The 23801-nt window shown below is 39.4% G+C and carries 32 protein-coding genes; 5 read left to right on the forward strand and 27 right to left on the reverse strand.

Features of this window, described 5'->3' with window-relative positions:
- Positions 1–27: 27 nt before the first annotated feature.
- The 19 genes from AB2Q86_RS13980 to pplA all read right to left on the reverse strand — a co-directional run bounded on the left by AB2Q86_RS13980 (position 28) and on the right by pplA (position 11066).
- On the reverse strand, positions 28–213 hold the full coding sequence (locus AB2Q86_RS13980) for a type Z 30S ribosomal protein S14 (protein WP_003723684.1): 186 nt from the start codon (positions 211–213) through the stop codon (positions 28–30).
- Between the two features lie 31 nt (positions 214–244).
- Positions 245–784, reverse strand: a complete 540-nt coding sequence (gene rplE, locus AB2Q86_RS13985) for a 50S ribosomal protein L5 (protein ID WP_003720938.1) — start codon at positions 782–784, stop codon at positions 245–247.
- A gap of 26 nt (positions 785–810) precedes the next feature.
- Complete coding sequence (gene rplX / locus AB2Q86_RS13990; protein WP_003728539.1) at positions 811–1122, reverse strand: 50S ribosomal protein L24; 312 nt, start codon at positions 1120–1122, stop codon at positions 811–813.
- 37 nt (positions 1123–1159) lie between these two features.
- Positions 1160–1528 (reverse strand): 50S ribosomal protein L14, encoded by a 369-nt coding sequence (gene rplN / locus AB2Q86_RS13995; protein WP_003723686.1) that lies wholly within the window; start codon positions 1526–1528, stop codon positions 1160–1162.
- Between the two features lie 79 nt (positions 1529–1607).
- On the reverse strand, positions 1608–1871 hold the full coding sequence (gene rpsQ / locus AB2Q86_RS14000) for a 30S ribosomal protein S17 (protein ID WP_003720941.1): 264 nt from the start codon (positions 1869–1871) through the stop codon (positions 1608–1610).
- Positions 1872–1898: 27 nt separating this feature from the next.
- On the reverse strand, positions 1899–2090 hold the full coding sequence (rpmC, locus tag AB2Q86_RS14005; protein WP_003720942.1) for a 50S ribosomal protein L29: 192 nt from the start codon (positions 2088–2090) through the stop codon (positions 1899–1901).
- On the reverse strand, positions 2080–2514 hold the full coding sequence (gene rplP / locus AB2Q86_RS14010) for a 50S ribosomal protein L16 (protein WP_003720943.1): 435 nt from the start codon (positions 2512–2514) through the stop codon (positions 2080–2082). The genes rpmC and rplP overlap by 11 nt, the downstream gene beginning before the upstream one ends.
- Positions 2515–2516: 2 nt before the next feature.
- Positions 2517–3173 (reverse strand): 30S ribosomal protein S3, encoded by a 657-nt coding sequence (gene rpsC, locus AB2Q86_RS14015; protein ID WP_003720944.1) that lies wholly within the window; start codon positions 3171–3173, stop codon positions 2517–2519.
- Positions 3174–3176: 3 nt separating this feature from the next.
- Entirely contained in the window at positions 3177–3533 is a 357-nt protein-coding gene (rplV, locus tag AB2Q86_RS14020; protein WP_003727697.1) for a 50S ribosomal protein L22, read from the reverse strand.
- Positions 3534–3553: 20 nt separating this feature from the next.
- Positions 3554–3832, reverse strand: coding sequence for a 30S ribosomal protein S19 (rpsS, locus tag AB2Q86_RS14025; protein WP_003720946.1), 279 nt, complete (start codon positions 3830–3832; stop codon positions 3554–3556).
- 87 nt (positions 3833–3919) lie between these two features.
- Complete coding sequence (gene rplB, locus AB2Q86_RS14030) at positions 3920–4753, reverse strand: 50S ribosomal protein L2 (RefSeq protein WP_003727696.1); 834 nt, start codon at positions 4751–4753, stop codon at positions 3920–3922.
- Between the two features lie 40 nt (positions 4754–4793).
- The gene (gene rplW / locus AB2Q86_RS14035; RefSeq protein ID WP_003728540.1) at positions 4794–5078 is read right to left on the reverse strand and encodes a 50S ribosomal protein L23; all 285 of its coding nucleotides are present in this window, start codon (positions 5076–5078) and stop codon (positions 4794–4796) included.
- A complete protein-coding gene (gene rplD / locus AB2Q86_RS14040; protein WP_003727695.1) occupies positions 5078–5701 on the reverse strand; it encodes a 50S ribosomal protein L4 in 624 nt (207 codons plus the stop codon). The genes rplW and rplD overlap by 1 nt, the downstream gene beginning before the upstream one ends.
- Positions 5702–5726: 25 nt before the next feature.
- A complete protein-coding gene (gene rplC, locus AB2Q86_RS14045) occupies positions 5727–6356 on the reverse strand; it encodes a 50S ribosomal protein L3 (protein ID WP_003726733.1) in 630 nt (209 codons plus the stop codon).
- A gap of 34 nt (positions 6357–6390) precedes the next feature.
- On the reverse strand, positions 6391–6699 hold the full coding sequence (rpsJ, locus tag AB2Q86_RS14050) for a 30S ribosomal protein S10 (RefSeq protein WP_003720954.1): 309 nt from the start codon (positions 6697–6699) through the stop codon (positions 6391–6393).
- Positions 6700–7059: 360 nt separating this feature from the next.
- The gene (gene fmnA / locus AB2Q86_RS14055) at positions 7060–7860 is read right to left on the reverse strand and encodes an FAD export ECF transporter transmembrane subunit FmnA (protein WP_003728541.1); all 801 of its coding nucleotides are present in this window, start codon (positions 7858–7860) and stop codon (positions 7060–7062) included.
- Between the two features lie 19 nt (positions 7861–7879).
- A complete protein-coding gene (gene menA, locus AB2Q86_RS14060; RefSeq protein WP_014589142.1) occupies positions 7880–8839 on the reverse strand; it encodes a 1,4-dihydroxy-2-naphthoate polyprenyltransferase in 960 nt (319 codons plus the stop codon).
- An 81-nt stretch (positions 8840–8920) separates the two neighbouring features.
- Positions 8921–10003, reverse strand: coding sequence for an FAD:protein FMN transferase (locus AB2Q86_RS14065; protein ID WP_012582364.1), 1083 nt, complete (start codon positions 10001–10003; stop codon positions 8921–8923).
- Positions 10004–10166: 163 nt separating this feature from the next.
- Positions 10167–11066 (reverse strand): extracellular electron transfer flavoprotein PplA, encoded by a 900-nt coding sequence (pplA, locus tag AB2Q86_RS14070; RefSeq protein ID WP_003728544.1) that lies wholly within the window; start codon positions 11064–11066, stop codon positions 10167–10169.
- 444 nt (positions 11067–11510) lie between these two features.
- Here pplA and AB2Q86_RS14075 point away from each other — a divergent pair, with 444 nt between their 5' ends.
- The 5 genes from AB2Q86_RS14075 to AB2Q86_RS14095 all read left to right on the forward strand — a co-directional run bounded on the left by AB2Q86_RS14075 (position 11511) and on the right by AB2Q86_RS14095 (position 17004).
- Positions 11511–13397: an FAD-dependent oxidoreductase gene (locus AB2Q86_RS14075; RefSeq protein WP_003728545.1), complete on the forward strand. Its 1887-nt coding sequence runs from the start codon at positions 11511–11513 to the stop codon at positions 13395–13397.
- Between the two features lie 174 nt (positions 13398–13571).
- Positions 13572–14006: a flavin-based extracellular electron transfer system protein EetA gene (gene eetA / locus AB2Q86_RS14080; protein WP_003727690.1), complete on the forward strand. Its 435-nt coding sequence runs from the start codon at positions 13572–13574 to the stop codon at positions 14004–14006.
- 32 nt (positions 14007–14038) lie between these two features.
- A complete protein-coding gene (gene eetB, locus AB2Q86_RS14085) occupies positions 14039–14581 on the forward strand; it encodes a flavinylation system FAD exporter subunit EetB (RefSeq protein WP_003723627.1) in 543 nt (180 codons plus the stop codon).
- Positions 14582–14602: 21 nt separating this feature from the next.
- The gene (locus AB2Q86_RS14090) at positions 14603–15583 is read left to right on the forward strand and encodes a polyprenyl synthetase family protein (protein ID WP_012582363.1); all 981 of its coding nucleotides are present in this window, start codon (positions 14603–14605) and stop codon (positions 15581–15583) included.
- A gap of 89 nt (positions 15584–15672) precedes the next feature.
- Positions 15673–17004: a cyclic nucleotide phosphodiesterase gene (locus AB2Q86_RS14095; RefSeq protein ID WP_003728547.1), complete on the forward strand. Its 1332-nt coding sequence runs from the start codon at positions 15673–15675 to the stop codon at positions 17002–17004.
- Positions 17005–17049: 45 nt separating this feature from the next.
- On the opposite strand, the gene AB2Q86_RS14100 is transcribed toward AB2Q86_RS14095, so the two are convergent.
- The 8 genes from AB2Q86_RS14100 to AB2Q86_RS14135 form a co-directional block, all read right to left on the reverse strand.
- Positions 17050–18036, reverse strand: a complete 987-nt coding sequence (locus AB2Q86_RS14100) for a DUF4003 family protein (RefSeq protein WP_003728548.1) — start codon at positions 18034–18036, stop codon at positions 17050–17052.
- A gap of 27 nt (positions 18037–18063) precedes the next feature.
- Positions 18064–18876, reverse strand: coding sequence for an SMI1/KNR4 family protein (locus AB2Q86_RS14105; RefSeq protein WP_012582362.1), 813 nt, complete (start codon positions 18874–18876; stop codon positions 18064–18066).
- A 78-nt stretch (positions 18877–18954) separates the two neighbouring features.
- Positions 18955–19698, reverse strand: coding sequence for an SIS domain-containing protein (locus AB2Q86_RS14110; RefSeq protein ID WP_003728550.1), 744 nt, complete (start codon positions 19696–19698; stop codon positions 18955–18957).
- The gene (locus tag AB2Q86_RS14115) at positions 19699–20418 is read right to left on the reverse strand and encodes a KDGP aldolase (RefSeq protein ID WP_012582361.1); all 720 of its coding nucleotides are present in this window, start codon (positions 20416–20418) and stop codon (positions 19699–19701) included.
- On the reverse strand, positions 20378–21127 hold the full coding sequence (locus AB2Q86_RS14120; RefSeq protein ID WP_012582360.1) for a creatininase family protein: 750 nt from the start codon (positions 21125–21127) through the stop codon (positions 20378–20380). Before AB2Q86_RS14120 ends, AB2Q86_RS14115 begins: the two co-directional genes overlap by 41 nt.
- A 12-nt stretch (positions 21128–21139) precedes the next feature.
- Positions 21140–22132, reverse strand: a complete 993-nt coding sequence (locus AB2Q86_RS14125) for a phosphotriesterase (protein ID WP_012582359.1) — start codon at positions 22130–22132, stop codon at positions 21140–21142.
- 69 nt (positions 22133–22201) lie between these two features.
- Entirely contained in the window at positions 22202–23500 is a 1299-nt protein-coding gene (locus tag AB2Q86_RS14130; RefSeq protein WP_003726308.1) for a PTS ascorbate transporter subunit IIC, read from the reverse strand.
- Between the two features lie 26 nt (positions 23501–23526).
- Positions 23527–23799, reverse strand: coding sequence for a PTS sugar transporter subunit IIB (locus AB2Q86_RS14135; protein WP_003726309.1), 273 nt, complete (start codon positions 23797–23799; stop codon positions 23527–23529).
- Positions 23800–23801 lie beyond the last annotated feature (2 nt).

Raw genomic sequence — 23801 nt, forward strand, 5'->3', positions numbered from 1 at the left:
TAATACCCTCCTTCCTTAAACTCTTTCTTACCAGCTTGCTTTTTTCACGCCGGGAATTTGACCTTTATAGGCAAGTTCACGGAAACAAATACGGCATAATTTAAATTTGCGAATAACGGAATGTGGACGACCACAACGTTCACAACGAGTATATGCTTGAACAGCGTATTTTGGTGTACGTTTTTGCTTCGCGATCATGGATTTCTTAGCCACGTTTTCGCCTCCCTACTAAAATTAGTTTTGATTACTTTTGAAATGGCATCCCTAGTTGAGTTAGTAACTCATGAGATTCTTCATCACTTTTGGCAGTTGTAACGATTACTACGTCCATACCGCGTACTTTTGATACTTGATCGTAATCAATTTCAGGGAAAATAAGTTGCTCTCTAACACCCAACGTATAGTTACCACGACCATCGAAAGCTTTTTTCGATACGCCACGGAAATCACGAACACGTGGAAGTGAAACAGTAACTAATTTATCTAAGAAATCATACATGCGTTCACCACGCAAAGTTACTTTAGCACCGATTGGCATTCCTTCACGAAGACGGAAACCAGCGATAGAATTTTTTGCTTTTGTGATTACAGGTTTTTGACCAGTGATAAGAGCTAACTCCTCAACTGCACTGTCTAAAACTTTCGCATTTGCTGTAGCGTCACCAACACCAGTGTTGATTACGATTTTATCTATTTTTGGAACCTCCATTACGGAGTCATAATTGAATTTGCTCATTAAAGCAGGAACAATTTCCTTAAGATATTGATCTTTAAGGCGATTCATGTAATATTCCCTCCTTCCTACGACTATTATTTATCTATTACTTCACCGGATTTTTTTGCTACGCGTACTTTTTTGTCGCCTTTAACTTCGTATCCTACACGAGTAGGTTCGCCTGTTTTAGGGTCAATTAGCATTACGTTTGAAACGTGGATTGGTGCTTCAACATTCAAGATTCCGCCTTGCGGGTTGACGTTGGAAGGTTTTGTATGTTTTTTAACCATATTGATTCCTTCGATAAGTACGCGATCCTTTTTCGGAAATGCTGCGAGCACTTTGCCGGATTTGCCTTTATCTTTACCAGTAATAACTTTTACTTTATCACCTTTTTTGACATGCATTGGTATAGCACCTCCTTGATTTCTTGGAACTTATTTTTTAAAGAACTTCTGGAGCTAAAGAAACGATCTTCATAAAGTTGTTTTCACGAAGTTCGCGAGCAACAGGTCCAAAAATACGTGTTCCACGAGGACTTTTATCGTCACGGATAATGACACATGCATTTTCATCAAACTTGATGTAAGAACCGTCTTGACGACGTGCTCCACTCTTAGTACGAACGATTACTGCTTTAACAACTTCACCTTTTTTGACAACGCCGCCTGGTGTTGCTTGTTTAACGGTACACACGACAACATCGCCAATGTTAGCAGTTTTGCGTCCTGATCCACCTAGTACTTTAATAGTTAATACTTCACGAGCACCAGAGTTATCAGCCACTTTCATACGACTTTCTTGTTGAATCATTAGGACACCCTCCTTCCAGAATAACGGGTCGGAAAAATTGCACTCGGCAACTTTTCACAATCTATTTTTAACTTTTGATTTAGATAATTACTGCTTCTTCTACAACTTCTAGTAAACGGAAATGTTTAGTTGCAGACAATGGACGAGTTTCGGAAATACGAACTACATCGCCAGTTTTTGCAATGTTATTTTCATCATGCGCTTTGAATTTTTTAGAATACTTCACGCGTTTACCGTACAAACCATGTTTCTTGTACGTTTCAACAACCACGGTAATTGTTTTATCCATTTTATCGGATACAACACGACCAGTATAAACTTTACGTTGGTTACGGTCAGCCATGTATTAAAACCTCCTTACGATTCTTTTTTAAGCAAGTTCTCTTTCTCGAACGATTGTTTTCATACGGGCAATTGCTTTACGAACCTCACGAATACGTGCGGTGTTTTCTAATTGACCAGTAGCTAATTGAAAGCGCAGGTTGAAGAGCTCTTCTTTCAAAGCTTTTTCTTGATCTTGGATTTCGGTAGTGGATAAATCACGGATATCATTAGCTTTCATTTGCTTCACCACCAATTTCTTCACGTTTAACGATCTTAGTTTTGACCGGCAGTTTGTGTGCTGCTAGACGTAATGCTTCACGCGCTACATCTTCAGGAACACCTGCGATTTCAAACATAATTTTGCCACGTTTGACTGGGCTTACCCAACCTTCCGGAGCACCTTTACCTTTACCCATCCGAACCCCGATTGGTTTAGAAGTGTAAGATTTATGAGGGAAAATTTTAATCCAAACTTTACCGCCACGTTTCATGTAACGAGTCATTGCGATACGAGCTGCTTCGATTTGACGGTTTGTAATCCAAGAAGCTTCAACTGCTTGAAGACCATATTCACCAAATGCAACTTCAGTTCCGCCTTTCGCGCGTCCACGCATGTTTCCGCGGAATTCACGACGGTATTTTACACGTTTAGGAACTAACATTATTATTTTCCTCCTTCCACATTGTTTTTCTTCGTAGGAAGGACTTCACCGCGGTAGATCCAGACTTTAACGCCTAGTTTACCATAAGTTGTGTCAGCTTCTTCCCATGCGTAGTCGATGTCGGCACGCAATGTATGAAGAGGTACTGTTCCTTCGCTATAGTGTTCAGCACGAGCGATATCCGCTCCGCCAAGACGACCAGATACTTGAGTTTTGATACCTTTTGCTCCAGCACGCATAGTACGTTGGATAGCTTGTTTTTGCGCACGACGGAAAGATACACGACCTTCCAATTGACGAGCGATATTTTCAGCAACCAATTTTGCGTCTAGGTCAGCACGTTTGATTTCTACGATGTTGATATGAACACGTTTTTGAGTAAGTTCGTTTAAGTTTTTGCGTAATGCTTCAACTTCAGAACCACCTTTACCGATAACCATACCAGGTTTTGCAGTATGAATAGTGATATTCACACGGTTAGCTGCACGTTCGATTTCTACACGAGAAACAGAAGCGTCAGATAGACGTTTTGCAACGTAATCACGGATGCGTAAATCTTCATGTAAGAAGTCCGCATAATCTTTTTCCGCGTACCATTTGGAGTCCCAATCACGGATGACACCGATACGCATACCTATTGGATGTACTTTTTGACCCACGAATTATCCCTCCTTCACTTCAGATACCACAACTGTAATGTGGCTAGTACGTTTGTTGATTGCACTTGCACGACCTTGTGCACGTGGACGGAAACGTTTAAGTGTTGGACCTTCGTCAACAAATGCTTCCTCTACTACAAGGTTGTTAATGTCTAAATCATAGTTATGCTCTGCGTTAGCAATAGCAGATTTTAATACTTTTTCAATAATTGGGGAAGCTGATCTTGGAGTATACTTCAAGATTGCAATTGCTTCGCCAACTTGCTTGCCTCGAATTAAATCAATGACGATTCTAGCTTTGCGAGGAGCAATACGAACCGTTTTGGCAACGGCTTTTGCGCTTGTAACTTCACTTGCCATTAGGATATCCCCCTCTCAAATTAGCGTTTAGTTTTTTTATCGTCGCCCGCATGACCGCGGTACGTACGAGTTGGTGCGAATTCGCCCAGTTTGTGTCCTACCATATCTTCTTGAACATAAACAGGAACGTGTTTACGTCCATCATATACTGCGATTGTTTGTCCAACAAAAGTTGGGAAAATCGTGGAGCGACGAGACCAAGTTTTAATTACTTGTTTCTTTTCGCTTTCTGCTGCTGCTTCCACTTTCTTCATCAAGTGGTCATCAACAAAAGGTCCTTTTTTCAAACTACGACCCATGACGGAACCTCCCTTCGCATAGTCAGGAAGCTGAGAACGCATGTCCTCGCTATCCTGCTACCAATTTTATTCAATCTATTGATCCGATTATTTTTTCTTACGACGACGTACGATAAATTTATCGGAGTTGTTGTTTTTCTTACGTGTTTTGTATCCAAGAGTTGGTTTACCCCATGGAGACATTGGCGATTTACGGCCGATTGGAGCTTTACCTTCACCACCACCGTGTGGGTGATCGTTCGGGTTCATTACAGATCCACGAACAGTTGGGCGTTTACCCATCCAACGTGAACGACCTGCTTTACCGATGTTGATAAGTTCGTGTTGTTCGTTACCAACTTGACCGATTGTAGCACGGCAAGTAGCAAGGATCATGCGAACTTCACCAGAGTTTAAGCGGATTAATACGTATTTGCCTTCTTTACCAAGTACTTGAGCACTTGTTCCAGCAGAACGTACTAATTGTCCACCTTTACCAGGTTTCATTTCGATATTGTGGATAACAGTACCCACTGGAATATCTTTTAATTCTAGTGCATTACCGACTTTGATGTCAGCTTCTGCTCCTGAATAAATTGTTTGACCTACTTCAAGGCCTTTTGCTGCGATGATGTAGCGTTTTTCTCCATCAGCATAGTTGATTAGAGCAATATTAGCAGAACGGTTTGGATCGTACTCGATCGTTGCAACGCGTCCAGGAATACCATCTTTGTTACGTTTGAAATCAATCACGCGGTATTGGCGTTTATGGCCACCGCCGTGATGACGAACAGTTAACTTACCTTGGTTATTGCGTCCGGCTTTCTTTTTAAGAGGACGTAGTAAAGATTTTTCTGGAGTACTTGTAGTAATCTCAGCGAAATCAGAACTAGTCATGTGCCGGCGCCCGTTAGTGGTAGGTTTATACTTTTTGATCGCCATTGTTTCCCCTCCTCGTTAGATTTATTTAAAGTTAGTCGAATTATACTTCAAAGAATTGAATTTCTTTGCTGTCAGCTGTAACAGTAACAATCGCTTTACGGCGTTTGTTAGTGTAACCTGCATAACGGCCCATACGTTTAAGTTTGCCTTTGTAATTCATTACGTTTACTTTAGCAACTTTTACGTCGAAAATTTCTTCAATTGCGTATTTTACTTGCGTTTTAGTTGCGCGAGTATCTACTTCAAATGTATATTTCTTATCGTCGAGAATGCTTGTAGATTCTTCAGTTACAACTGGGCGCTTAATGATGTCGCGTGCATCCATTATGCGAGCACCTCCTCTACTTTTTCGACAGCTGCTTTAGTGATAATTAATTTATCATGTTTAGCAACTTCTAGTACTGAGATACTTTCAGCTGGAATAACTGTAATGCCTTGTAAGTTGCGTGCAGATAATTCTACATTTTCACTTTCACCAGCAACTACGATTAGTGCCTTAGTATCTACAGAGATATTTTTAAGAAAAGCCGCAAATTCTTTTGTTTTAGGTGCATCGAAAGTCAAACCTTCAAGTACAACTAATTTTTCTTCATTTACTTTAGAAGAAAGAATTGATTTAATCGCTAAACGACGAACTTTCTTAGGTAATTTGTAAGCATATGAACGAGGTGTTGGGCCGAATACGACACCACCGCCGCGCCATTGTGGGGAACGGATTGAACCTTGACGGGCACGACCTGTACCTTTTTGACGCCATGGTTTACGTCCGCCACCACGTACTTCTGAACGATTTTTTACTTTGTGAGTCCCTTGACGTAGGGATGCACGTTGGCTCAAAATCACATCAACAACAACTTTTTCATTTGGTTCGATACCGAAAACAGTGTCGTTTAAAGTAATTTCGCCAGCGTTTGTTCCATCTTGTTTAAGTAAGCTTAATTTTGGCATTCGTTAGTCCTCCTTTCCAAATGAATTATTTTGCTTTAGTAGCAGTTTTAATTTGAACTAATGCTTTTTTAGCGCCTGGAACGTTACCTTTTACTAAAAGAACGTTCTTTTCAACGTCTACTTTAACGATTTCTAGGTTTTGGATAGTGATTTGTTCTCCACCCATACGACCTGGAAGTAGTTTATTTTTGAAAACACGGTTAGGTGCTACTGGACCCATTGAACCTGGGCGACGATGGTAACGGGAACCATGGGCCATAGGGCCGCGTGATTGTCCGTGGCGTTTAATAACACCTTGGAATCCTTTACCTTTCGATACGCCTGTCGCGTCGATGATGTCACCTTCTGCGAATACGTCTACTTTTACTTCTGCACCAATCTCATACTCGTCTAAGTTTACATCGCGGAATTCGCGAATGAAGCGCTTAGGAGTAGTATTGGCTTTTGCTACATGACCTTGTTCGGGTTTGTTTGACAAAATTGCTCTCTTATCTTCGAAACCGATTTGTACAGCTTCATAGCCGTCAGTTTCAACAGTTTTCTTTTGAAGTACCACGTTTTGTGCTGCTTCGATTACTGTTACTGGAATAAGTTCGCCGTTTTCAGTGAAAACTTGTGTCATCCCTACTTTTCTACCTAAGATTCCTTTGGTCATGAGTCACACCTCCTGTTAATTTAATATTTTCTTATTATAGTTTGATTTCGATGTCCACACCGCTTGGCAAGTCTAAACGCATCAAGCTATCAACTGTTTGTGGTGTTGGATTAACGATGTCGATTAAACGTTTGTGTGTACGCATTTCGAATTGCTCACGAGAGTCTTTATATTTGTGGACCGCACGCAAGACTGTGTAGATTGACTTCTCTGTTGGAAGTGGAATCGGACCAGATACGGAAGCACCTGAGCGTTTCGCTGTTTCTACAATCTTTTCTGCTGATTGATCCAAAATACGGTGATCATAAGCTTTTAAACGAATACGAATTTTTTGTTTTGCCATTACTTTCCCTCCTTTTCGCCTACTTTTAAAGTAGACATTCTCCGTGAAAATTACCTGAACATCCGCCATGGCAAAGCGGCCGGGTGTGTCAGCAACCTTTCACTTCATCACATGGGCATTCCCGGCAATACCGGGGTGCTCGTTGTCAAAAGGGCAGACCAATGCCTGTCCATTTGCACTTTATCTATTATACACGGGTTAGGGGTAGTAATCAACCGCTTTTTGAAAAAAGTTTTAAGTTATTTTCATTGGAGCTATTATATAGAAGATTCTCGGTTTCGGTTTATCTTCAAACTGTCTGACAGAGCCATTCTGCTTATTTTATCCAAAAGAAAAAACATCCGTTAATATCGAATGTTTTTAAGAAGTTCTTAGTATTACAAGTCCCGCAGTTAAAAGTATCATTATACATGCAGCAATTAGATCCCCGAAATGCCAATGCAGTATTCGGAATCGTGTGCGACCTTCGCCACCTTGATAACCTCGCGCTTCCATTGCATCTGCTAATTCTTCCGCGCGGTTAAATGAACTAACAAATAGCGGAATAAAAATTGGGACAACTACTTTCATTTGCTCGAAAAGATTGCCTTCACCAAAATCCACACCACGAGCTCGCTGCGCTTTCATGATTTTATCCGTTTCTCCCATGAGTGTTGGAATAAAACGAAGCGCCACCGAAATCATTAACGCAATGTCGTTCACCGGCACTTTGAGCACTGCAAACGGACGAAGAATGTAAGCAATTGCGTCTGTCAGGTTCATAGGCGTCGTTGTGAGCGTGATAACGGTCGACATCATGATAATTAAGACAAAGCGCAAAAACACAAATACGCCGTTCAAAAGCCCAAATGAAGAGATTGTAAATGGACCCCAATCAAAATAAATCGTTCCGCCACTCGCAAATAGTATTTGCATTACTACTGTAAATAAAATTAGCCAAATAAGTGGTTTTACACCTTTTATAAACACTTTTAACTTGATACCTGTCATTTGAATGACCATGAGTGTGAACAAAACCATTAAGGCGTATGTCCACCAGTTATTCGCTAAAAATAAAATACCGATATAATAAAAGCCTGCTAAAAGTTTCGTTCGCGCATCCAGACCATGAATCAAGGACTCCCCTGGAACAAAACGACCTAATATTAGTTTTTCTATCATTCAAAGAAGCCCCCTTTTCTCATGTCAATTGTTGAAGCGCTACACTCACTGCCATTAAAATCGTCAACGTCGCATTAATTAATACGAAATTACGAATACCGATGACAAATGTTTTTGACTTCACTTGCTCTTTATTGAATTTCACTAAATTACGATACACTGGATAAATTGTTATAAGAGATAATAGCATGATTGGATGCAAGAAGTTTATAGCCACTGAAATAATCACTGCTAAAAACGAAGCATAGTACAGAGCATTAAATAATAGGACGCCCATTTTTCTCCCTATATAGTATGGAAGTGTATAACGGTGATTCCTAATATCTTCATCTAAATCACAAAGATTATTTGCGAGCATGATATTAGCAATCGTGAAAATACATGGTAAGGATACCACACCTATCCGGATGATTTCTATTAGATTGAACTGAATCGTCACCATTTCTCCTTGCCAAAGCAAATTCGCGATTCCTGCATCGTATGCATTTACATATACAGCTAAGAAGAAAATCCCAAACCCCATCGTTACACCTGAAAAAATTTCACCTAACGGCATACGAGAAAGTGGTACAGGACCAAATGTATATAAGATTCCTATACAAAAGCAGACAAACCCAATTAAGAGCACTAAAAGATCTGTGCGGAAAACTAACCAAACACCTAATCCTGTTGCAATGAAAAACATCAAGAAAATAGTTATAATAACTGTTCGCACAGGAATTTGCTCTTGTCCGATTACATTGCTGGTAGTTCGATAATCGTAGTCATGATTATCTGTCGCCTTGCGATAATCCATATAGTTATTAATCGCTGTCGTGGTCAAGTCAAATATGAGCATAGAGCCGAAAAATATCAGCGTATTAATGGGTTTGAACATATCATATTGATATACAACGAATAGCGTTCCTAACATAAACGGAAAAACACTGGCTATCTTCGTTTGAATTTCAACCAACTTTAGAAACGATGGTATTGACATATCCCCTTTTTAGCCCCTTTTCTAATTTATTGAGAGCAGAACCCAGATCGAATTCTGCTCACTTTCTTCTATAATAATAGTTTATTTTTCAAGCGTGTCCATTTGGAAATTTTTATCCGTTAATTCGAATTGACCTTTTAAGCCAGAAGTTTCGTATACTTTTTTCTCTTTACTAATGAAAATAGCATCTACACCTTCGAATTGTTCAATATAGTCCATTCCGCCTTTAATTCCTTTGGAGAAAGTAGCGGTGGATAGACCGTCGCCGTCAATGGATTTTTTAGATACGATTGAAACTCCAGCGATATCATTATCAAACGGATATCCTGTTTTCGGATCTAAAATATGGTGATATGTTTTACCATCAACTTCAAGGTAACGTTCATAAATACCAGAAGTTACAATCGACATATTAGATTCAGGGAGCTTCCCAATAACACTTCCTCGAGGAGAAAATGGATCTTGAATTCCGACATTCCATTTGTTGCCATTAGGATTATTGCCTTGAACGTAGATGTTTCCGCCTAAATCTATGATAGAGGTAGTTACTTTATTATCTTTGAATACTTTTAACGTTTCATCGGTAATGAAACCTTTAGCAATTGCACCTAAATCGAGTTCCATGCCTTCTTTTTCCAAGTAAACAGTTTGATCTTCATCATTCATTTTAACGTCTTTGTAGTTAATTAATGGCAACACTGCGTCTATTTCTGCTTGAGAAGGTTTTCGAGCATCCGAAAAACCGATGTGCCATAAAGAGGTTAACGGTCCAATAGTAATATCGAAGCTACCGCCAGAGTTCTCGGAGTATTTAAGGCCTTCTTGAATTAAGTAGTATACGTCTTTCGATACTTTCACTGGCTTTTTACCAGCTTGTTCGTTGATTTTATCTACTTCAGAAGTTTTTTCTGAATCACTTGTGGTAATTTTGGCAGCTAAATCTTTGATTCGATCGAAGCCTTTATCAAGGACGTCTTCTTTGCCTTTGTCATAAATTTTAAGCGTTACAACTGTGCCCATCAGAAAATCCGTTTTGGAGTATGGTTGATCCATTAAATTTTTTGAATCGCTTGGTTCTTTTTTTGTTTCTTTACTAGAATTTCCGCACGCTGATACTACAAGTGCCAATATGATAACTGAAATTATTATTTTCCATTTCTTCATTAGCTTTTTCACCTTTCTAAATCCGTGATCTTTACTTGAATAACTATAGCGTAAAAAAAGGAATAAATCTACAGTAAAAAGGCTTAATTCCTCTGTTTTTCGATAAAAAAATCGGCTAGCCCTAAAGATTAGGGCCAGCCGTTTTGTACATAAATTGTGCTAATTATTCAGCTTCTACTAGGTTGTACACTTTGATTGTGTCAGTGTTACCGTTTTGTGCAGCATTTTGAAGTTGAGCTGCGTAGATTTTGAATTGGTTAGAAGAGTTAGTAGCACCAGAAACAGTGTCTACTGCAGCAACGTCTTGTTTTTCAACAAGAGATTTGTTAAGTGCTGGGATGTATTCTTTTGGACCAGTACCAGATTTAGCTTTCATGTTTTTCTCATATTCAGCGTCGTCTGATTTAAGTTTGCCGTCTTTGTCAACATAGTTGTAGTCAGATTTAGTAATTTTACCATCTTTAACGTCCATGCTGAATACTACACGGTAACCATGTGCGTAGTTTTGTTCTTCAAGTTTATAAGTTCCATCTTCCATTTTAGCTAGGTTGTTGATGGAAATTGTAGTTGTATCAGCTTTTTGAGCTGCTTGGATTAATTGGTTAGCATAGTTGATGAAAGCGTCAGAAGAATGAGTTGCTCCTGAAACTACTTCTACAGATGCTGCTGCTTGATTTTTAACTAAAGAATCGCTTAATTGTTTCAAATATTCTTGAGGACCAGTACCTACTTTATCTTTCATTGCTTTTTCGTAGTCTGCATCTTCAGATTTTAATTCGCCATCTTTGTTTTTGTAATCGTAGTTAGCTTTAGTAATTTTACCATCTTTAACTTCGATTGACATGAAACCTTTCCAGCCTTTGTCGTCGAAATTCTTTTCTTCTAATTTGTAAGTACCATCAGTCATAGTACCGTCAGTTTTAGCTGTTTTCTTTGTTTCTGTTTGTTTTGTGTCTGTGCTCTTCTTGTCTTTGCTGCTGTCGTCGCTACTACCGCAACCTACTAGTAATAGACTTGAAGCCATTACTACGGTAATACCCATTGCTACTTTTTTCAATTTCATATTTGCTCCCACCTTTTGGTTTATTATAACTTTGTTTGTGATTTCGTGAACACAAACCGATAGTCTGCGAAAGCGATATCACTTTTACAATACAAATGATACCATCAGCGTCCGGTTTTGTCTACTGTAATTCTAAAGACATAATTCATCTAATTTTCAAAATAATGACTATTGATATACAAAAGATGGCTTAAACCAACCTTTTCTAGCAAAATAGCAAACAAAAATGTCTAACATCCTATGTTAAACAAGGACTTTTAGCCTGCTTAATTATGTAACATTTGCACAAAGTCCTATTTTTCAAATTTAGATTAGAATTGTTCTTTACTATCTAGACATTAGTGGGAGGTTTCTGTTAAACTATGATAGGTTATAATAATACTGTGGGGAATTTTGGACTCATTTTATTTTTGTGAATAAACTTACAAGGAGTTGAGGAAGCATATGCCTGAAAAGAATATCGTTTTAATTGGGGCAGGATATGCAGGTGTACACGCTGCTAAGAAATTAGCTAAGAAATACAAGAAAGACAAAGACGTTAATATTACATTAATCGATCGTCATTCGTACCATACAATGATGACTGAACTACATGAGGTTGCTGGTGGTCGTGTTGAACCAACTGCAATTCAATATGATTTACGTCGCTTGTTTAATAGAACAAAAGTTAATCTTGTAACTGATAACGTGACACATGTAGATCATGATAAAAAAGTTGTAACAACAGAGCACGGAAGTTATCCGTTTGATTACCTAGTACTTGGTATGGGCGGAGAACCTAATGATTTCGGGACTCCTGGTGTTGGCGAAAATGGCTTTACACTTTGGTCTTGGGAAGATTCTGTTAAATTACGCAATCATATTGAAGAAACTGTAACAAAAGCATCTCGCGAACAAGACGTTGAAAAACGTAAAGCAATGTTAACATTCGTTGTTTGTGGATCTGGATTTACTGGTATCGAAATGGTTGGGGAACTTTTAGAATGGAAAGATCGTCTTGCTAAAGATAACAAAATTGACGCATCTGAAATTAAACTAGTTGTAGTAGAAGCTGCTCCAACAATCCTAAACATGCTTGAAAGAAGAGACGCTGACAAAGCAGAACGTTACATGGTTAAAAAAGGTATTGAAATCATGAAAAATGCTGCTATTGTTGAAGTTAAACCTGAAAGCATCGTACTTAAATCTGGCGAAGAACTTCCAACAAACACATTAATTTGGACTGCTGGTGTTCGCGCTAACTCTGATACAAAAGATTACGGTATGGAATCTGCTCGCGCAGGTCGTTTGAAAGTAAACCAATATATGGAAGCTGAAGGTCTTAAAGACGTTTATGTCGTTGGTGACCTTGCTTACTTTGAAGATGAAGAAGGCAAGCCAACTCCGCAAATCGTTGAAGGTGCTGAACAAACTGCATTAACTGCAGCGAAAAGCATCATCGTTGAAATGAGCGGTACTGGCGAGAAAGAACCATTCCAAGGTAAATACCATGGTGTAATGGTTTCTATCGGAGCTAAATACGGTGTTGCTCACCTTGGTGGAATGCACTTATCTGGTTGGTTCGCTATTTTAATGAAACATATGGTTAACTTGTATTACTTCTTCGGTATCCGTAGTGGTTACTACATGTGGCAATATATCATGCATGAATTCTTCCACATTAAAGACCACCGCAATATTTTCCGTGGTTGGACTTCTCGTTACGGTAACGTACTTTGGGTTCTTCCTTTACGTGTATATCTAGGTTGGTTCTGGATTGACGAAGCTCTTTCTAAAATCTACGGTGAAACTACATGGGATAAAGTAAGTATTACAAACTTAAAACCTTTATTTAACGGTATCGGTTCTGACTCTTGGTTAACTGCAACTAGCTCTAAAATGCCATTCGAATGGCTACAAACTGCTGCTACATCTGGCGCAAGTCAAGCTGCCGGTGATGCTGCTGGGGCTGCTGCAACAAACGTAACTACTCCAATTCTTAGTCATATGCCTGGCTGGTTTGAATGGATTATGAAACTTCTAATGCCAAACCTTGACGTTGCTCTAGTAATGCAAAAAGTTGTACCTTTTGTTGAACTTGCAATTGGTCTTGCTATGGTAGTTGGTCTATTCACTTGGCTTGTAAGTATCGGAAGTGCTGGATTCCTAGTAATGTTTACACTAAGCGCTATGCTTGGTTGGGACAAATTCTGGGCATTACCAGCTTCTATCGCACTTCTAAATGGCGCTGGACGCACATTTGGTCTTGATTATTGGGCTGTTCCTTGGTTCCAAAAACATCTTGGTCATTGGTGGTACGGTAAGCCGAGGTCCGTTTACAGAGACAAGTAAATTAGTTAGTTAAATTTTAAATAAAAACTCGGGAGTGCATCCAAAAGCCAGTTTTGGCATAGGAGGTGCTTCCGTTTTTATTATTTGTTGATTTCTTAAACTTTTTCCTATTATATTTAGGCATTATCCTTTAAAATAGGATTTGTACATGACATTTTGAAAGGAGGCAATACGGTGAAGAAGTATCTTTCTATGGTGAAGCGTTGGGATATTATTATTATTTTATCTCTTTGTATACTCTCCTTTTTGCCGATTGCTATTTTTTCATATGTAAAAGCGAATGAACCGGCTCCTGCTAATGGAAAAAAAGAGCTTGTCGCGGTTATTTCTGTGGATAGTAAAGAATATAAAACTGTTACGCTCACTGGACATAAAGGAACGGAAAGCTTTGATGTGAAACAACCAGATGGACATACTAACACGATTGAGGTTTCAGGGGAAGAAATCCGAATTAGTAAAGCGAACTGTAACGATCAAGTATGTGTTCGGACTGGGGCAATTGATAAACAAGGCGATACGGTCGTTTGTCTTCCACATAAGTTAGTAATTGAAGTAAAAGCGAGTGACGGGAGTTCAGGCGATTCAGATGATCCGATTATCTCTTCCTGACCTTATCCTCTAATAGATAGGAAAGTGTTTCTATGACAAAAAACAGACGATTAGTATATATAGCACTTCTGGCTGCTCAAGCGGTTGTCATTAGTTTACTCGAGCGGGCTATTCCGTTTCCATTTGCGTTTGCTCCTGGGGCGAAACTTGGTCTTGCTAATATTATTACGTGTATATCGCTTTATACGTTATCGGCAAAAGATACATTTATGATAATCTGCATTCGATTAGTTTTATCCACTTTGCTTGGTGGGACTATTTCGACCTTTATGTATAGTGCGGCGGGAGCTATCTTGAGTTTTCTTGGGATGTGGCTCGTACAACAACTTGGGCCGAAACGCGTGAGCATCATTGGCGTTAGTGTTACCGGTGGGATTTTACATAACGTTGGACAGCTCGTGATTGCAAGTTGGATTGCTGGCACTTGGTCCGTTATGCTTTATTTGCCAGTATTATCTTTCATCGGCATTCTTTCTGGGATTGCGGTTGGGATTGCAGCAAATTACCTACTGAAAAACGTCCAAACTTTGCGGATGTTCGCTGATGCTAAACAAAGTCAAGCAGCACAAAAATAACTTTAGAAAAAGGAGTTCAATATGCAACTTCATGCTATGTGGGATGAGTATCCTGCACTTTCCAAAGATTTACAAGAAGTCTTACAAACGATTGAAAAAAATATTCAAATTCGCGATAAACACGTAGAACAAAACGTAAAAGATTTGATTCACGCTGGTGGAAAATTACTGCGCCCTGCTTTTGCGCTTCTTTCTGCGCAAGCTGGTCCTGATTATGATAAAGACCGCGCTGTTTCGATTGCTGCTGCACTTGAAGTACTTCATATGGCGACGTTGATTCATGATGATGTCGTTGATGATTCTCCATTACGCCGCGGGATCCCGACAATTCATTCTAAATATGGTCGTAATTATGCTGTTTATACAGGCGATTATTTATTCTGCATCTGTTTCAAAATTCTATCCGCACATGCTTCTTCCGTGGAGAACATTGAATTTAATAGTAAAAATATCGAAAAAATCTTAATGGGCGAACTAGACCAAATGCGTACGAGCTACAAAATGAATGTAACTGTTCGTGAATATTTGACGCGTATTTCTGGTAAAACAGCACAATTATTTGCACTTAGTTGTTACTCCGGTGCAACAGGTAGTAAAGCAACACGCATGACAGTTGCAAAATGTTATAATATCGGGCATTACCTTGGCATGGCTTTCCAAATTATTGACGACGTACTGGATTACACAAGTACGGATGAAGGCCTTGGCAAACCCGTTTTAAATGATATGAAACAAGGTATTTATTCTCTGCCACTTATTTATGCAATGAAAGGTCACTTGGCTGAATTCGAGCCACTTCTTTCTCAAAAACTAGATATGACGGATGAAGCTTCCGAACAAGTTTTAGCACTTATTTCTAAGTATAAAGGTGTCGAACAGGCATTCAAACTTGCCAACAAATATACGAATAAAGCGCTTCGCGAAATCAAAAAACTACCAGCTGGCACGTATCGTGATGATATGTACCGCTTGACGAAAAATATTTTAGATCGAGATATCTAAACCGTTTAGAACATTGCTCCTTACATTTTGAGTTTTGTTCTAAATTTTGGAACTCATTGTGAAAATACAAACATGAAAGCGTGATTAACGTGATTCGATTTTTTAAAATAGTTACACCGATACTCTTATCTTTTTCTCTCGTCGCTTGTGGTTCTGCAAGTGGTAAAACGGAGAAAATTACTGCGCCAATTGAGAAAGACCGTAATTTATCGATGGTCGTAACGACGGATGTTCATTACTTTGCGCCATCACTAACCGACAATGGAAAAGCTTTTGAAAAATATGTGGCTGCGGGTGATGGGAAACAGTTAGCTTATAGCGATGAAATAACCGATGCTTTTTTAGCGGATGTTGAGTCCAAAAAGACAGACGTTCTTATTATTAGCGGCGACCTTACGAACAACGGTGAAAAAACAAGTCATGAGGAGTTAGCCAAAAAACTTACTCAAGTAGAGAAAACTGGGACGCAGGTTTTTGTTGTTCCGGGTAATCATGACATTAACAATCCTTGGGCTCGCAAATTTGAAAAAGATAAGCAGTTACCAACCGACACTATATCACCAACTGATTTTAGTAAAATTTATAGTGATTTTGGATATGAAGATGCTATTTCAACTGATGAGTTTTCGCTGAGCTATTTAGCAGCTCCTTCTTCCAAAGTATGGCTACTAATGTTAGATACGGCTATTTATAAAACAAATATGCAGCAAGGAAATCCCACAACGGAAGGCGGACTAACAGCCGGAACATTAGATTGGATAAAAGAAAGCAGTGCGCTTGCTAAGAAAAATGGCGCTAAGCTTATCCCTGTTTTGCATCATAATTTAACTGATCATAATGATGTCATCCAAAAAGGTTATACTATTAATTATAATCAACAAGTGATTGATGCTCTTACGGAAGGCGCTATGGATTTTTCTCTAAGTGGTCACATCCATACGCAAAATATCCGCTCTGCGAAAAGCACAGATGGCAAAGAAATCACCGATATCGTAACCAATGCACTTTCCGTTTTCCCGCATAAATATGGCAATATTACTTATAGTGCCAAAAACAAAAACTTCACGTATCAATCGCAAAAGTTAGATATGGAAGCTTGGGCAAAAGCGCAAGGCTCTACGGATGAAAACTTGCTTAATTTTGATCAATTTGATTACGAAACTTTTTATAATAGTGGCTATGATAAAGCAATGATGGATTTAATGACCGATGAATCTTATGATAAATACAACCAAGCAGATAAGGAAAAAATGGCAGATACGATGGGATTAAATAACATGTATTTCTTCGCTGGAACTGCCCCTCCAAAATCTGATGGTATGGCTTTATGGGATTCCGCACCGAATTCATTTTTGAAAGATTACGTTTTAAGTTCGTCTAATCCACCTAAGAAAAGTAATGACTATTATGTTAGTCCTTAAATAGCAAAAAACTGGTAGCCTTTTGCGGCTTACCAGTTTTTTGTATTAACTAGATGCGGCGGCTGCACTCGCTGCCGCTGCTGCACTGACTGCTGCAGCTTGTTCCATCGCAATTAAAATATGCACATTGACCATTAAACCTTCTAATTGTTCCTTACTCATTTGACCTGATTGTTTTTCCGTATATAGGCTTATTGCTAGAGCTGTAACGAATTCTCGTCCGAAGCGCAAGCCTGGTTGTTGCTGTAATTCATCAATTAAGTTCACTAACCCTGAATCGATTTTTCGCCCATCCATGACAAAAGCTAAAATTCCAATACTCGAGTAATGTAGCGGTTTTACTTTTATCCCTTTTTGGCGTAGTTCTTCTACAATATTATCTACTCTTCGAATGAATTTACTATCTTTTTCACCGTACAAAAGCGTTCCTGTTGTTGCTAAAAATTGTAAGCTGTCATTTTTGCGGAAACCTTTCGCGGCGAACTCTTGAAAATAGTACTCTGTTATTTCAGCCAATTTCGTGGTATTTTCTTCAGGAAGATTTGCTAAGAAAACAGCCGTTGTTACATCTTCACTTTTAGTCAAAAATGGATGATCTTTTTTGAAAAGTTGGTGGATCGTTTTTGCTTTTTGGGCTGTCTTTGTTGGATTATCTGATTCTAGTAATAAATATGCCGCAAAGTAAGTATATTCTGTGCGCTGGAATCCTGCTTGGATTAACGTGTTATAGTTAGCAATTACTTGCTGAACGCTCTCTCGGCTGGCATTATTGTTTGCCATAAGTAATCCTACAAGAGATGCGCGAACATTTCCGTTTAGCGCAGTGAATATGCCTAATTGTCGCTTAATTTCTTTATTTATTTCACTAAATTTCTCCGGATTAACCACTTCATTATTTCCCGCAAAAAGACGAGCAATCAGAAAGCGAATTCGTTTATCAATAAAACTAACACCACTCGTTTTCACTAACTCATAGTTCTTCATCAATAATTTCGTTGCTTGTTCGCTATCAAATACATATGCTGAATCCATCGGCCACACTCCTTCTTGTTTTTTGAATTAATATTCCTCTCTGTACAAACTCAAAATAAACGCTTCAAAATTATCAGCTAGCTTCATTATTTTATAATCAGCCTCTTGATCAATATGAACGACTGCCGGCTCGCCTGTTTTTCCGCAATTTCGGTAATCCAAGAAAACCATATCATGTCCGGCTGACGGGCAATCGGCAATAGCTAAACCAACATCGGGATAACCCCACTCTTCTATCCAAAAATTTGTGTTGTGCATACCATTCAATGCAGATATCCCTTGGTTTCCTATTCCCATAATCCCAGTAATAGCTACACAATTCTCCGACCATGAACTTGGCTCTGTCGTAGGAACAGAACCGGTTGATACTATACCTCCATTTTGGGTATGGCGCATTAAGTAGATATAAGATTTAGGTAACTTATAGCCTAGTTCTGCTTCGATTGCAGCCACCCTTTGCGGCGTAGGGTATACATCTTTATAGTCATTTTCGTAATCAAACTCTAGCCAAAGCTCTGCTAGACTATACCCTTGGAAAAATGTCCCGACCTCACTAAAATATTCATCTAACTCAGCGAAAATTTGCTTAGCTTTTTCACGTTCGAACTCGACTGCTTCCAGATCTTGCATCTCTTCTAAAATCGACATGAGCTGTTGATAGATTTCGGGAAAACGTTCGCCACTTTGGTAGAGCACATCGCTAAGTAATACCGTTGCTGTAAAGATATCTCTTTTATTTTCGGTTGTCACTTCTTGTTTCCAACAAGTTTCAAGTAAACGAATCGCCTCTTTTGTTTTTCCTTTGTCTAAATAATATAATGCTTTTCTTGTTGTAAGCATATTATTCCTCCATTAACCTTAATAACTTCATTATACTAAAAAAACCCTAGGGAAACAAAAACCCTAGGGACGCTATTTTTATAAATTCATTCCAAGCAATGGAATTCGCTCATTATATTTATCAACAAGTGCTTGGTTATGTGCATCGGCATTTTCGACATTTCCACTAATAAATACTGGCGGTGTGAAGTTGTCGTTTACCATTTTTTCAATTGCTTCTGCAAAAATAGATTGCAAGATGACTGCGCCCGTTACCGTCGATGTTGGGGCAAATGCAATATCGAAATTTGCCGATTTTAGGACGGCATCACCTTTGACAGCACCGTTATCAATTACAATGTCCCCTGTATCAGATAAACGTTTTCCGGATGTGTGGCGAGATTTTTGGCTAGCGGAGTATTGGAGCGAAGTAATGACGATGACAAATGCACCTTTTTCGCGGGCAATTTCAGCAACATCAATTGGTACGGGGTTTCGCCCAGATGTTGATAACACAATCATGATATCCCCTGGACGGATATCCTCCTCTGCCATAAATGTTTTCGCATAATCATTTTTCCGTTCCAGCACAGATGACGCCGCAGCTCCTTCGTGAAGCATAAGTGGTTCATGCAAAATCGGATGAATCGCCGCAAGCCCACCTGCGCGGTAAAATACTTCTTCTGTTAAAATATGCGAGTGACCGCAACCAAATAAATGGATTACTCCATCGTTTTCGATGGACTCGGCTACCTTCGCTCCTGCTTCTTTTACATAATCAGCTTCATTATCGAGAATATTTTCTAATAAACGAACCGTAATATCGATGTAATTATTAATCATTTAATTCCCCTCCAAAGCTGCAAAAATTTTCGCGATTTCTTCTGGTTTTGTCCGACCTGTGGTTTTATCAATTGTTTTTCCAAAAATATGCGGCATATAAAAGGGAATTCCAGTAGACTTGATGGCGGTTGTTATTTCAAGGATGTTTTCAGCGCCAATCCCTCCTGCCGGCTCAATGCCATAAATACCTTTATTTGCTGCAATTTTTGTTAAATAAACTAGTTCATCTAAATATTTTGTGCCCTCAATGCTCATAAATTTGATGGACGGGATGTTGGCGGATAGACAATAATCGACAGCTTCTTCAGCGGTAATTTCGTCTCCGGAAGATAGTTTGACGATGCCGATTTTCCCGGTTGGTCGAACGAGTGCATTAGTGTATGTTTCTGGAAGTAAGTCATTTGTTAATCCCGCGGTTTCGATTGGTTGGTTAATATGACTGTTTGGGGCAAGGCGAGCAATATGAAGCACATCACGCCAGTTTTGCCAGTCTCCACCGCCACCAAGGCCAACACTGATGACTGGGGCTGTTGTTTGTAATTCTTTCACCACATTTGCGGCTTCTTCTGCTGTTTCATAGTTCGTTGCAACGATTCCCGGAACGGCAAAACCGCGAGCTGCTTCCATGACTTCCAGACTATTTTCTTTATCTTTTGCTAAAAAATTAAATAGCGCAAAATTATTCCATTTCGGTAGATTTTCGAATTTTTTCTTGTTCAAGTTTTATCAACTCCACACATGTTTTTAACGTCTTTTCAATCAAGTATTCGCCTTTTTCTGCTGTTGCTAAAGTTGCTTCTCCCAGCACTGCTGTCTTCGTGAAGTTTTGCCATGGGGTTGGTGTGAAATCCGCATCGATTGGTAAAATTGGCGGATCATCTATAGCGCGGCTCATATCTGCATTTTCTGGGGACAAGTAGAGCATGAGAGATGTTTCGATTTCACAAGCATGGATGTACGTATGATGGTTAGCTTTTCCTTCGCGCACGTCCATTGCTAATTTTTGGATATTTGGGTAAAAAATGTGCAAGATAACCATATCAGGATATTTTGCATATAGTTCGCGCGCAGCATCTTTGAGTGCCGCCATGTTGCCAAGGTGTCCACTCACTGGGACAAATAGCCGAAATCCTTGTTTATAAAGGCTTTCCCCAATTTCTACGACTACTTTTGTAACTGTTTCATTAGATAATGTTAAGCTTCCCGGGAAATCTTGCAGGCTCCATACTTGGCCGTATGGTAATACCGGAAGTACGAATCCGTCTGTTTCCGTCGCTATTTTAGCAGAATATTCTGACGCTAAAATATTGTCTGTCCCTAGTGGCAAATGCGGCCCGTGCGCTTCAACCGCTCCTATTGGCAAAATGACTGGTTTCGTTTTCGTGATTTTTGCGCCAATATCAAATGAATTTTCATCTGCATATAACACAGATTTCGCCTCCTATTTTTTAAATGTAAAACATCTTGCTGGGTTATCAACGAAGAATTTTTTGACTAATTTTTCTCCGTCAAAGCCTTTTTCGTTTGCTTCATCAATAAAGCGTGGCACCCATTTTTTGGCGATGTACTCAAGTCCTGGTCCGTGACCGTAATGTTTATAATATGTTTTGCGCGCTGTATCACCACTAACTAAAATCTGATCTTCAAAGCCTTCCGAAACTAGGTATAGAATCGCTGCAATCCGAGCGCTTTCTGGTGCGTATTTGATTTTTGCGATGCCATCGAATGACATGAATGCGCCTGTTTTGGCAACTTGCTTGTGATAATACGGGTCTAGGTTGCGATCCATATGCCCAATAGATAGATATTCTAACGGGATATTTTCTTGTTTTAAAATCTCAATTTGCTCTAAAGCCATCGTTCCCGCTTCTGTGTGAGAATGAATTGGTGCTTTTGTCTCGTGATGTGCTCTAGCAACCGCGCGTATCGTCTTTTCTTCTAGAGGTGTAATCATATTGTAGCCAGTACCAAATTTCACCTGACCGGCCTTATACGGCGTTCCTTCAAGCCCATTTTCTACTTCATTTACAACGAATTCCGTTAGTTTTTCTATAGAAGTATTTTCAATCCATTCATAATAGGTTTCAAAATCCCCAATGATTGGCTTCAGTTCTGGTTTAATTTTCCCGTCCCATAAGAAACTTTTGTTAAAGCCAGCTGTTCCAACGATTTGGATGCCTGTTTCTTTGGAAATTTGCGCCACATCGAGCACGCGTCTGCCGTAATCAACCGCGGTTGCATCGACAATTGTTTTGCCTCCTAAATCCGCGAAATCTTGTACATCAAGCTGCGATTTTTCTTTATCATCCAAAAGTAAATCATCGGCATCTCGCTCTTGCCAGTAAGCCGGTACACAAACGATGTGCTCGTGTGAATAAGTGAAGCCCAACTGATCCGGGGCAATATCTCCATAAAAAGTACGAATAAAACTCATTTTTTAAAACTTCCTTTCAAAAAACCTCTTCCTCTTGAATGCTAGACAAGGAAGAGGTTTAGATTTTACTTAAAAGAATAACTTCGCTAACATGCTGACAATTGGTCCGAGGATAAACATATCTGAGTCGGCTGCCCACATTGCTGTATCTGGAACAGTCGTATTGATAAAGAAGGTAACCATAATATATTGTCCCCAAGCAACAACCGTAGCCGTTAAGAATCCACCTATCAAGGCGCCTCTCACCCCACCAGTTGAGTTACCGAATACACCAGCAACTGCCCCGTGGAAGAAGAGAACAATCATTGTTGGCACAAACACGTAGCCAACTGTATTTCCAAGTACTACTAACCAGATAATCGCTCCAATGAACGCACCCACGAAACCGATAATTACGGAGTTTGGTGCATATGGATAAACGATTGGCGCATCCAGTGCAGGTTTCGCACCCGGTACAAGTTTTGTTGCAATACCATTGAAGGCCGGTACGATTTCACCGATAAACATCCGCACACCTACAAGAACGATGGCGATACCAGCCGCAAACGTAAAGGACTGAACGATGGAGTATACGATAAAGCTTTGATTTCCAGCTTCTGCGATTAATTTTTCTGCTCCCGGTGTTTTCTTCACCATCAGAATCACTGCACCAACTACGAACAGAATCCCCATTGTAAGAGCGGTAATAACGTTAGAGTCACGTAGGAACTCTAATTTTTTCGGTAAATTAATATGTTCTGCATCATTTTTCTTATTCCCAAACACTTTTCCTAGTAAAGCGGATAGAATTGCTACACTGGATGAAGTATGTCCTAACGCGACGTTATCATTTCCAGTAATTTTACGTAAGAATGGTTGTGTAATCGCTGGTTGTAATGTCCAGTAAAGACCCATAATTACTGCTAAGAAGAGTACAAGTCCCCAGAACGGAATATCTCCGCCGACAGCTTGCACAGTAATTCCTGCAAAAATAGTCGTTGTCCAGAACATCATATGACCAGTTAAATAAATGTACTTAAATGGTGTAAATCTTGCTAATAATACGTTGACTAAAAATCCAAGAGTCATCGCAAGCGTTACCGCACTACCAAATTTTGCATTAAAGGCTTCTTGTCCTAAAAACCCTGCAAGTGGCGGTGTTTCAAGCCCGAATACTTCTTTCCACATTGGTTCAAAAATCCCAAGAGAACCAGTAATAACAGCCGCACCAGCGTTAATAATTAAGAATCCAATAATGGCTTTGAACGTTCCGCTAATCACTTGGCTTAAATTTTTCTTCTGTAAAAGTAACCCGAGAAGTACGATAAAACCTAAAAGTATGGCTGGGGTTCCAAAAAAGTTATTGGCAATCCACGTAATAATCTCCATTTTTTTCCCACCTTTTTTTGTCTTATTTAACTATTTATTGCTTCAGATAATGCCGTTTTAATTTCTGCGTTGTCAAAATAGTTGTTGACGATGACTACTTTGGCGCTTGTATCTGTTCCAAGTGTTTCTGCTAACTCTTGGCTCGTTACAATAATATCCACATTCATCGAGCGCGCAGCTGATACATCAATGTGCTCCACGTCTGCATCTACTCCCATATCGCGTAAAACTGTCTCTACATTCATTCGTAAAATTAGGCTTGTTCCTTGCCCAAGTCCACACACTGCTAAAATTTTCATCG

Source organism: Listeria monocytogenes, from assembly GCF_041765605.1.
GTDB lineage: Bacteria > Bacillota > Bacilli > Lactobacillales > Listeriaceae > Listeria > Listeria monocytogenes_D.

Excerpts from the sequence above, each read along its gene's own strand:
- rplE (WP_003720938.1), bottom strand. The coding sequence starts at position 784 with ATGAATCGCCTTAAAGATCAATATCTTAAGGAAATTGTTCCTGCTTTA.
- rplX (WP_003728539.1), bottom strand. The coding sequence starts at position 1,122 with ATGCATGTCAAAAAAGGTGATAAAGTAAAAGTTATTACTGGTAAAGAT.
- rplN (WP_003723686.1), bottom strand. The coding sequence starts at position 1,528 with ATGATTCAACAAGAAAGTCGTATGAAAGTGGCTGATAACTCTGGTGCT.
- rpsQ (WP_003720941.1), bottom strand. The coding sequence starts at position 1,871 with ATGGCTGACCGTAACCAACGTAAAGTTTATACTGGTCGTGTTGTATCC.
- rpmC (WP_003720942.1), bottom strand. The coding sequence starts at position 2,090 with ATGAAAGCTAATGATATCCGTGATTTATCCACTACCGAAATCCAAGAT.
- rplP (WP_003720943.1), bottom strand. The coding sequence starts at position 2,514 with ATGTTAGTTCCTAAACGTGTAAAATACCGTCGTGAATTCCGCGGAAAC.
- rplV (WP_003727697.1), bottom strand. The coding sequence starts at position 3,533 with ATGGCAAGTGAAGTTACAAGCGCAAAAGCCGTTGCCAAAACGGTTCGT.
- rpsS (WP_003720946.1), bottom strand. The coding sequence starts at position 3,832 with ATGGGTCGTAGTTTGAAAAAAGGACCTTTTGTTGATGACCACTTGATG.
- rplB (WP_003727696.1), bottom strand. The coding sequence starts at position 4,753 with ATGGCGATCAAAAAGTATAAACCTACCACTAACGGGCGCCGGCACATG.
- rplW (WP_003728540.1), bottom strand. The coding sequence starts at position 5,078 with ATGGATGCACGCGACATCATTAAGCGCCCAGTTGTAACTGAAGAATCT.
- rplD (WP_003727695.1), bottom strand. The coding sequence starts at position 5,701 with ATGCCAAAATTAAGCTTACTTAAACAAGATGGAACAAACGCTGGCGAA.
- rplC (WP_003726733.1), bottom strand. The coding sequence starts at position 6,356 with ATGACCAAAGGAATCTTAGGTAGAAAAGTAGGGATGACACAAGTTTTC.
- rpsJ (WP_003720954.1), bottom strand. The coding sequence starts at position 6,699 with ATGGCAAAACAAAAAATTCGTATTCGTTTAAAAGCTTATGATCACCGT.
- fmnA (WP_003728541.1), bottom strand. The coding sequence starts at position 7,860 with ATGATAGAAAAACTAATATTAGGTCGTTTTGTTCCAGGGGAGTCCTTG.
- menA (WP_014589142.1), bottom strand. The coding sequence starts at position 8,839 with ATGTCAATACCATCGTTTCTAAAGTTGGTTGAAATTCAAACGAAGATA.
- AB2Q86_RS14065 (WP_012582364.1), bottom strand. The coding sequence starts at position 10,003 with ATGAAGAAATGGAAAATAATAATTTCAGTTATCATATTGGCACTTGTA.
- pplA (WP_003728544.1), bottom strand. The coding sequence starts at position 11,066 with ATGAAATTGAAAAAAGTAGCAATGGGTATTACCGTAGTAATGGCTTCA.
- AB2Q86_RS14075 (WP_003728545.1), top strand. The coding sequence starts at position 11,511 with ATGCCTGAAAAGAATATCGTTTTAATTGGGGCAGGATATGCAGGTGTA.
- eetB (WP_003723627.1), top strand. The coding sequence starts at position 14,039 with ATGACAAAAAACAGACGATTAGTATATATAGCACTTCTGGCTGCTCAA.
- AB2Q86_RS14090 (WP_012582363.1), top strand. The coding sequence starts at position 14,603 with ATGCAACTTCATGCTATGTGGGATGAGTATCCTGCACTTTCCAAAGAT.
- AB2Q86_RS14100 (WP_003728548.1), bottom strand. The coding sequence starts at position 18,036 with ATGGATTCAGCATATGTATTTGATAGCGAACAAGCAACGAAATTATTG.
- AB2Q86_RS14105 (WP_012582362.1), bottom strand. The coding sequence starts at position 18,876 with ATGCTTACAACAAGAAAAGCATTATATTATTTAGACAAAGGAAAAACA.
- AB2Q86_RS14110 (WP_003728550.1), bottom strand. The coding sequence starts at position 19,698 with ATGATTAATAATTACATCGATATTACGGTTCGTTTATTAGAAAATATT.
- AB2Q86_RS14125 (WP_012582359.1), bottom strand. The coding sequence starts at position 22,132 with ATGAGTTTTATTCGTACTTTTTATGGAGATATTGCCCCGGATCAGTTG.
- AB2Q86_RS14130 (WP_003726308.1), bottom strand. The coding sequence starts at position 23,500 with ATGGAGATTATTACGTGGATTGCCAATAACTTTTTTGGAACCCCAGCC.
- AB2Q86_RS14135 (WP_003726309.1), bottom strand. The coding sequence starts at position 23,799 with ATGAAAATTTTAGCAGTGTGTGGACTTGGGCAAGGAACAAGCCTAATT.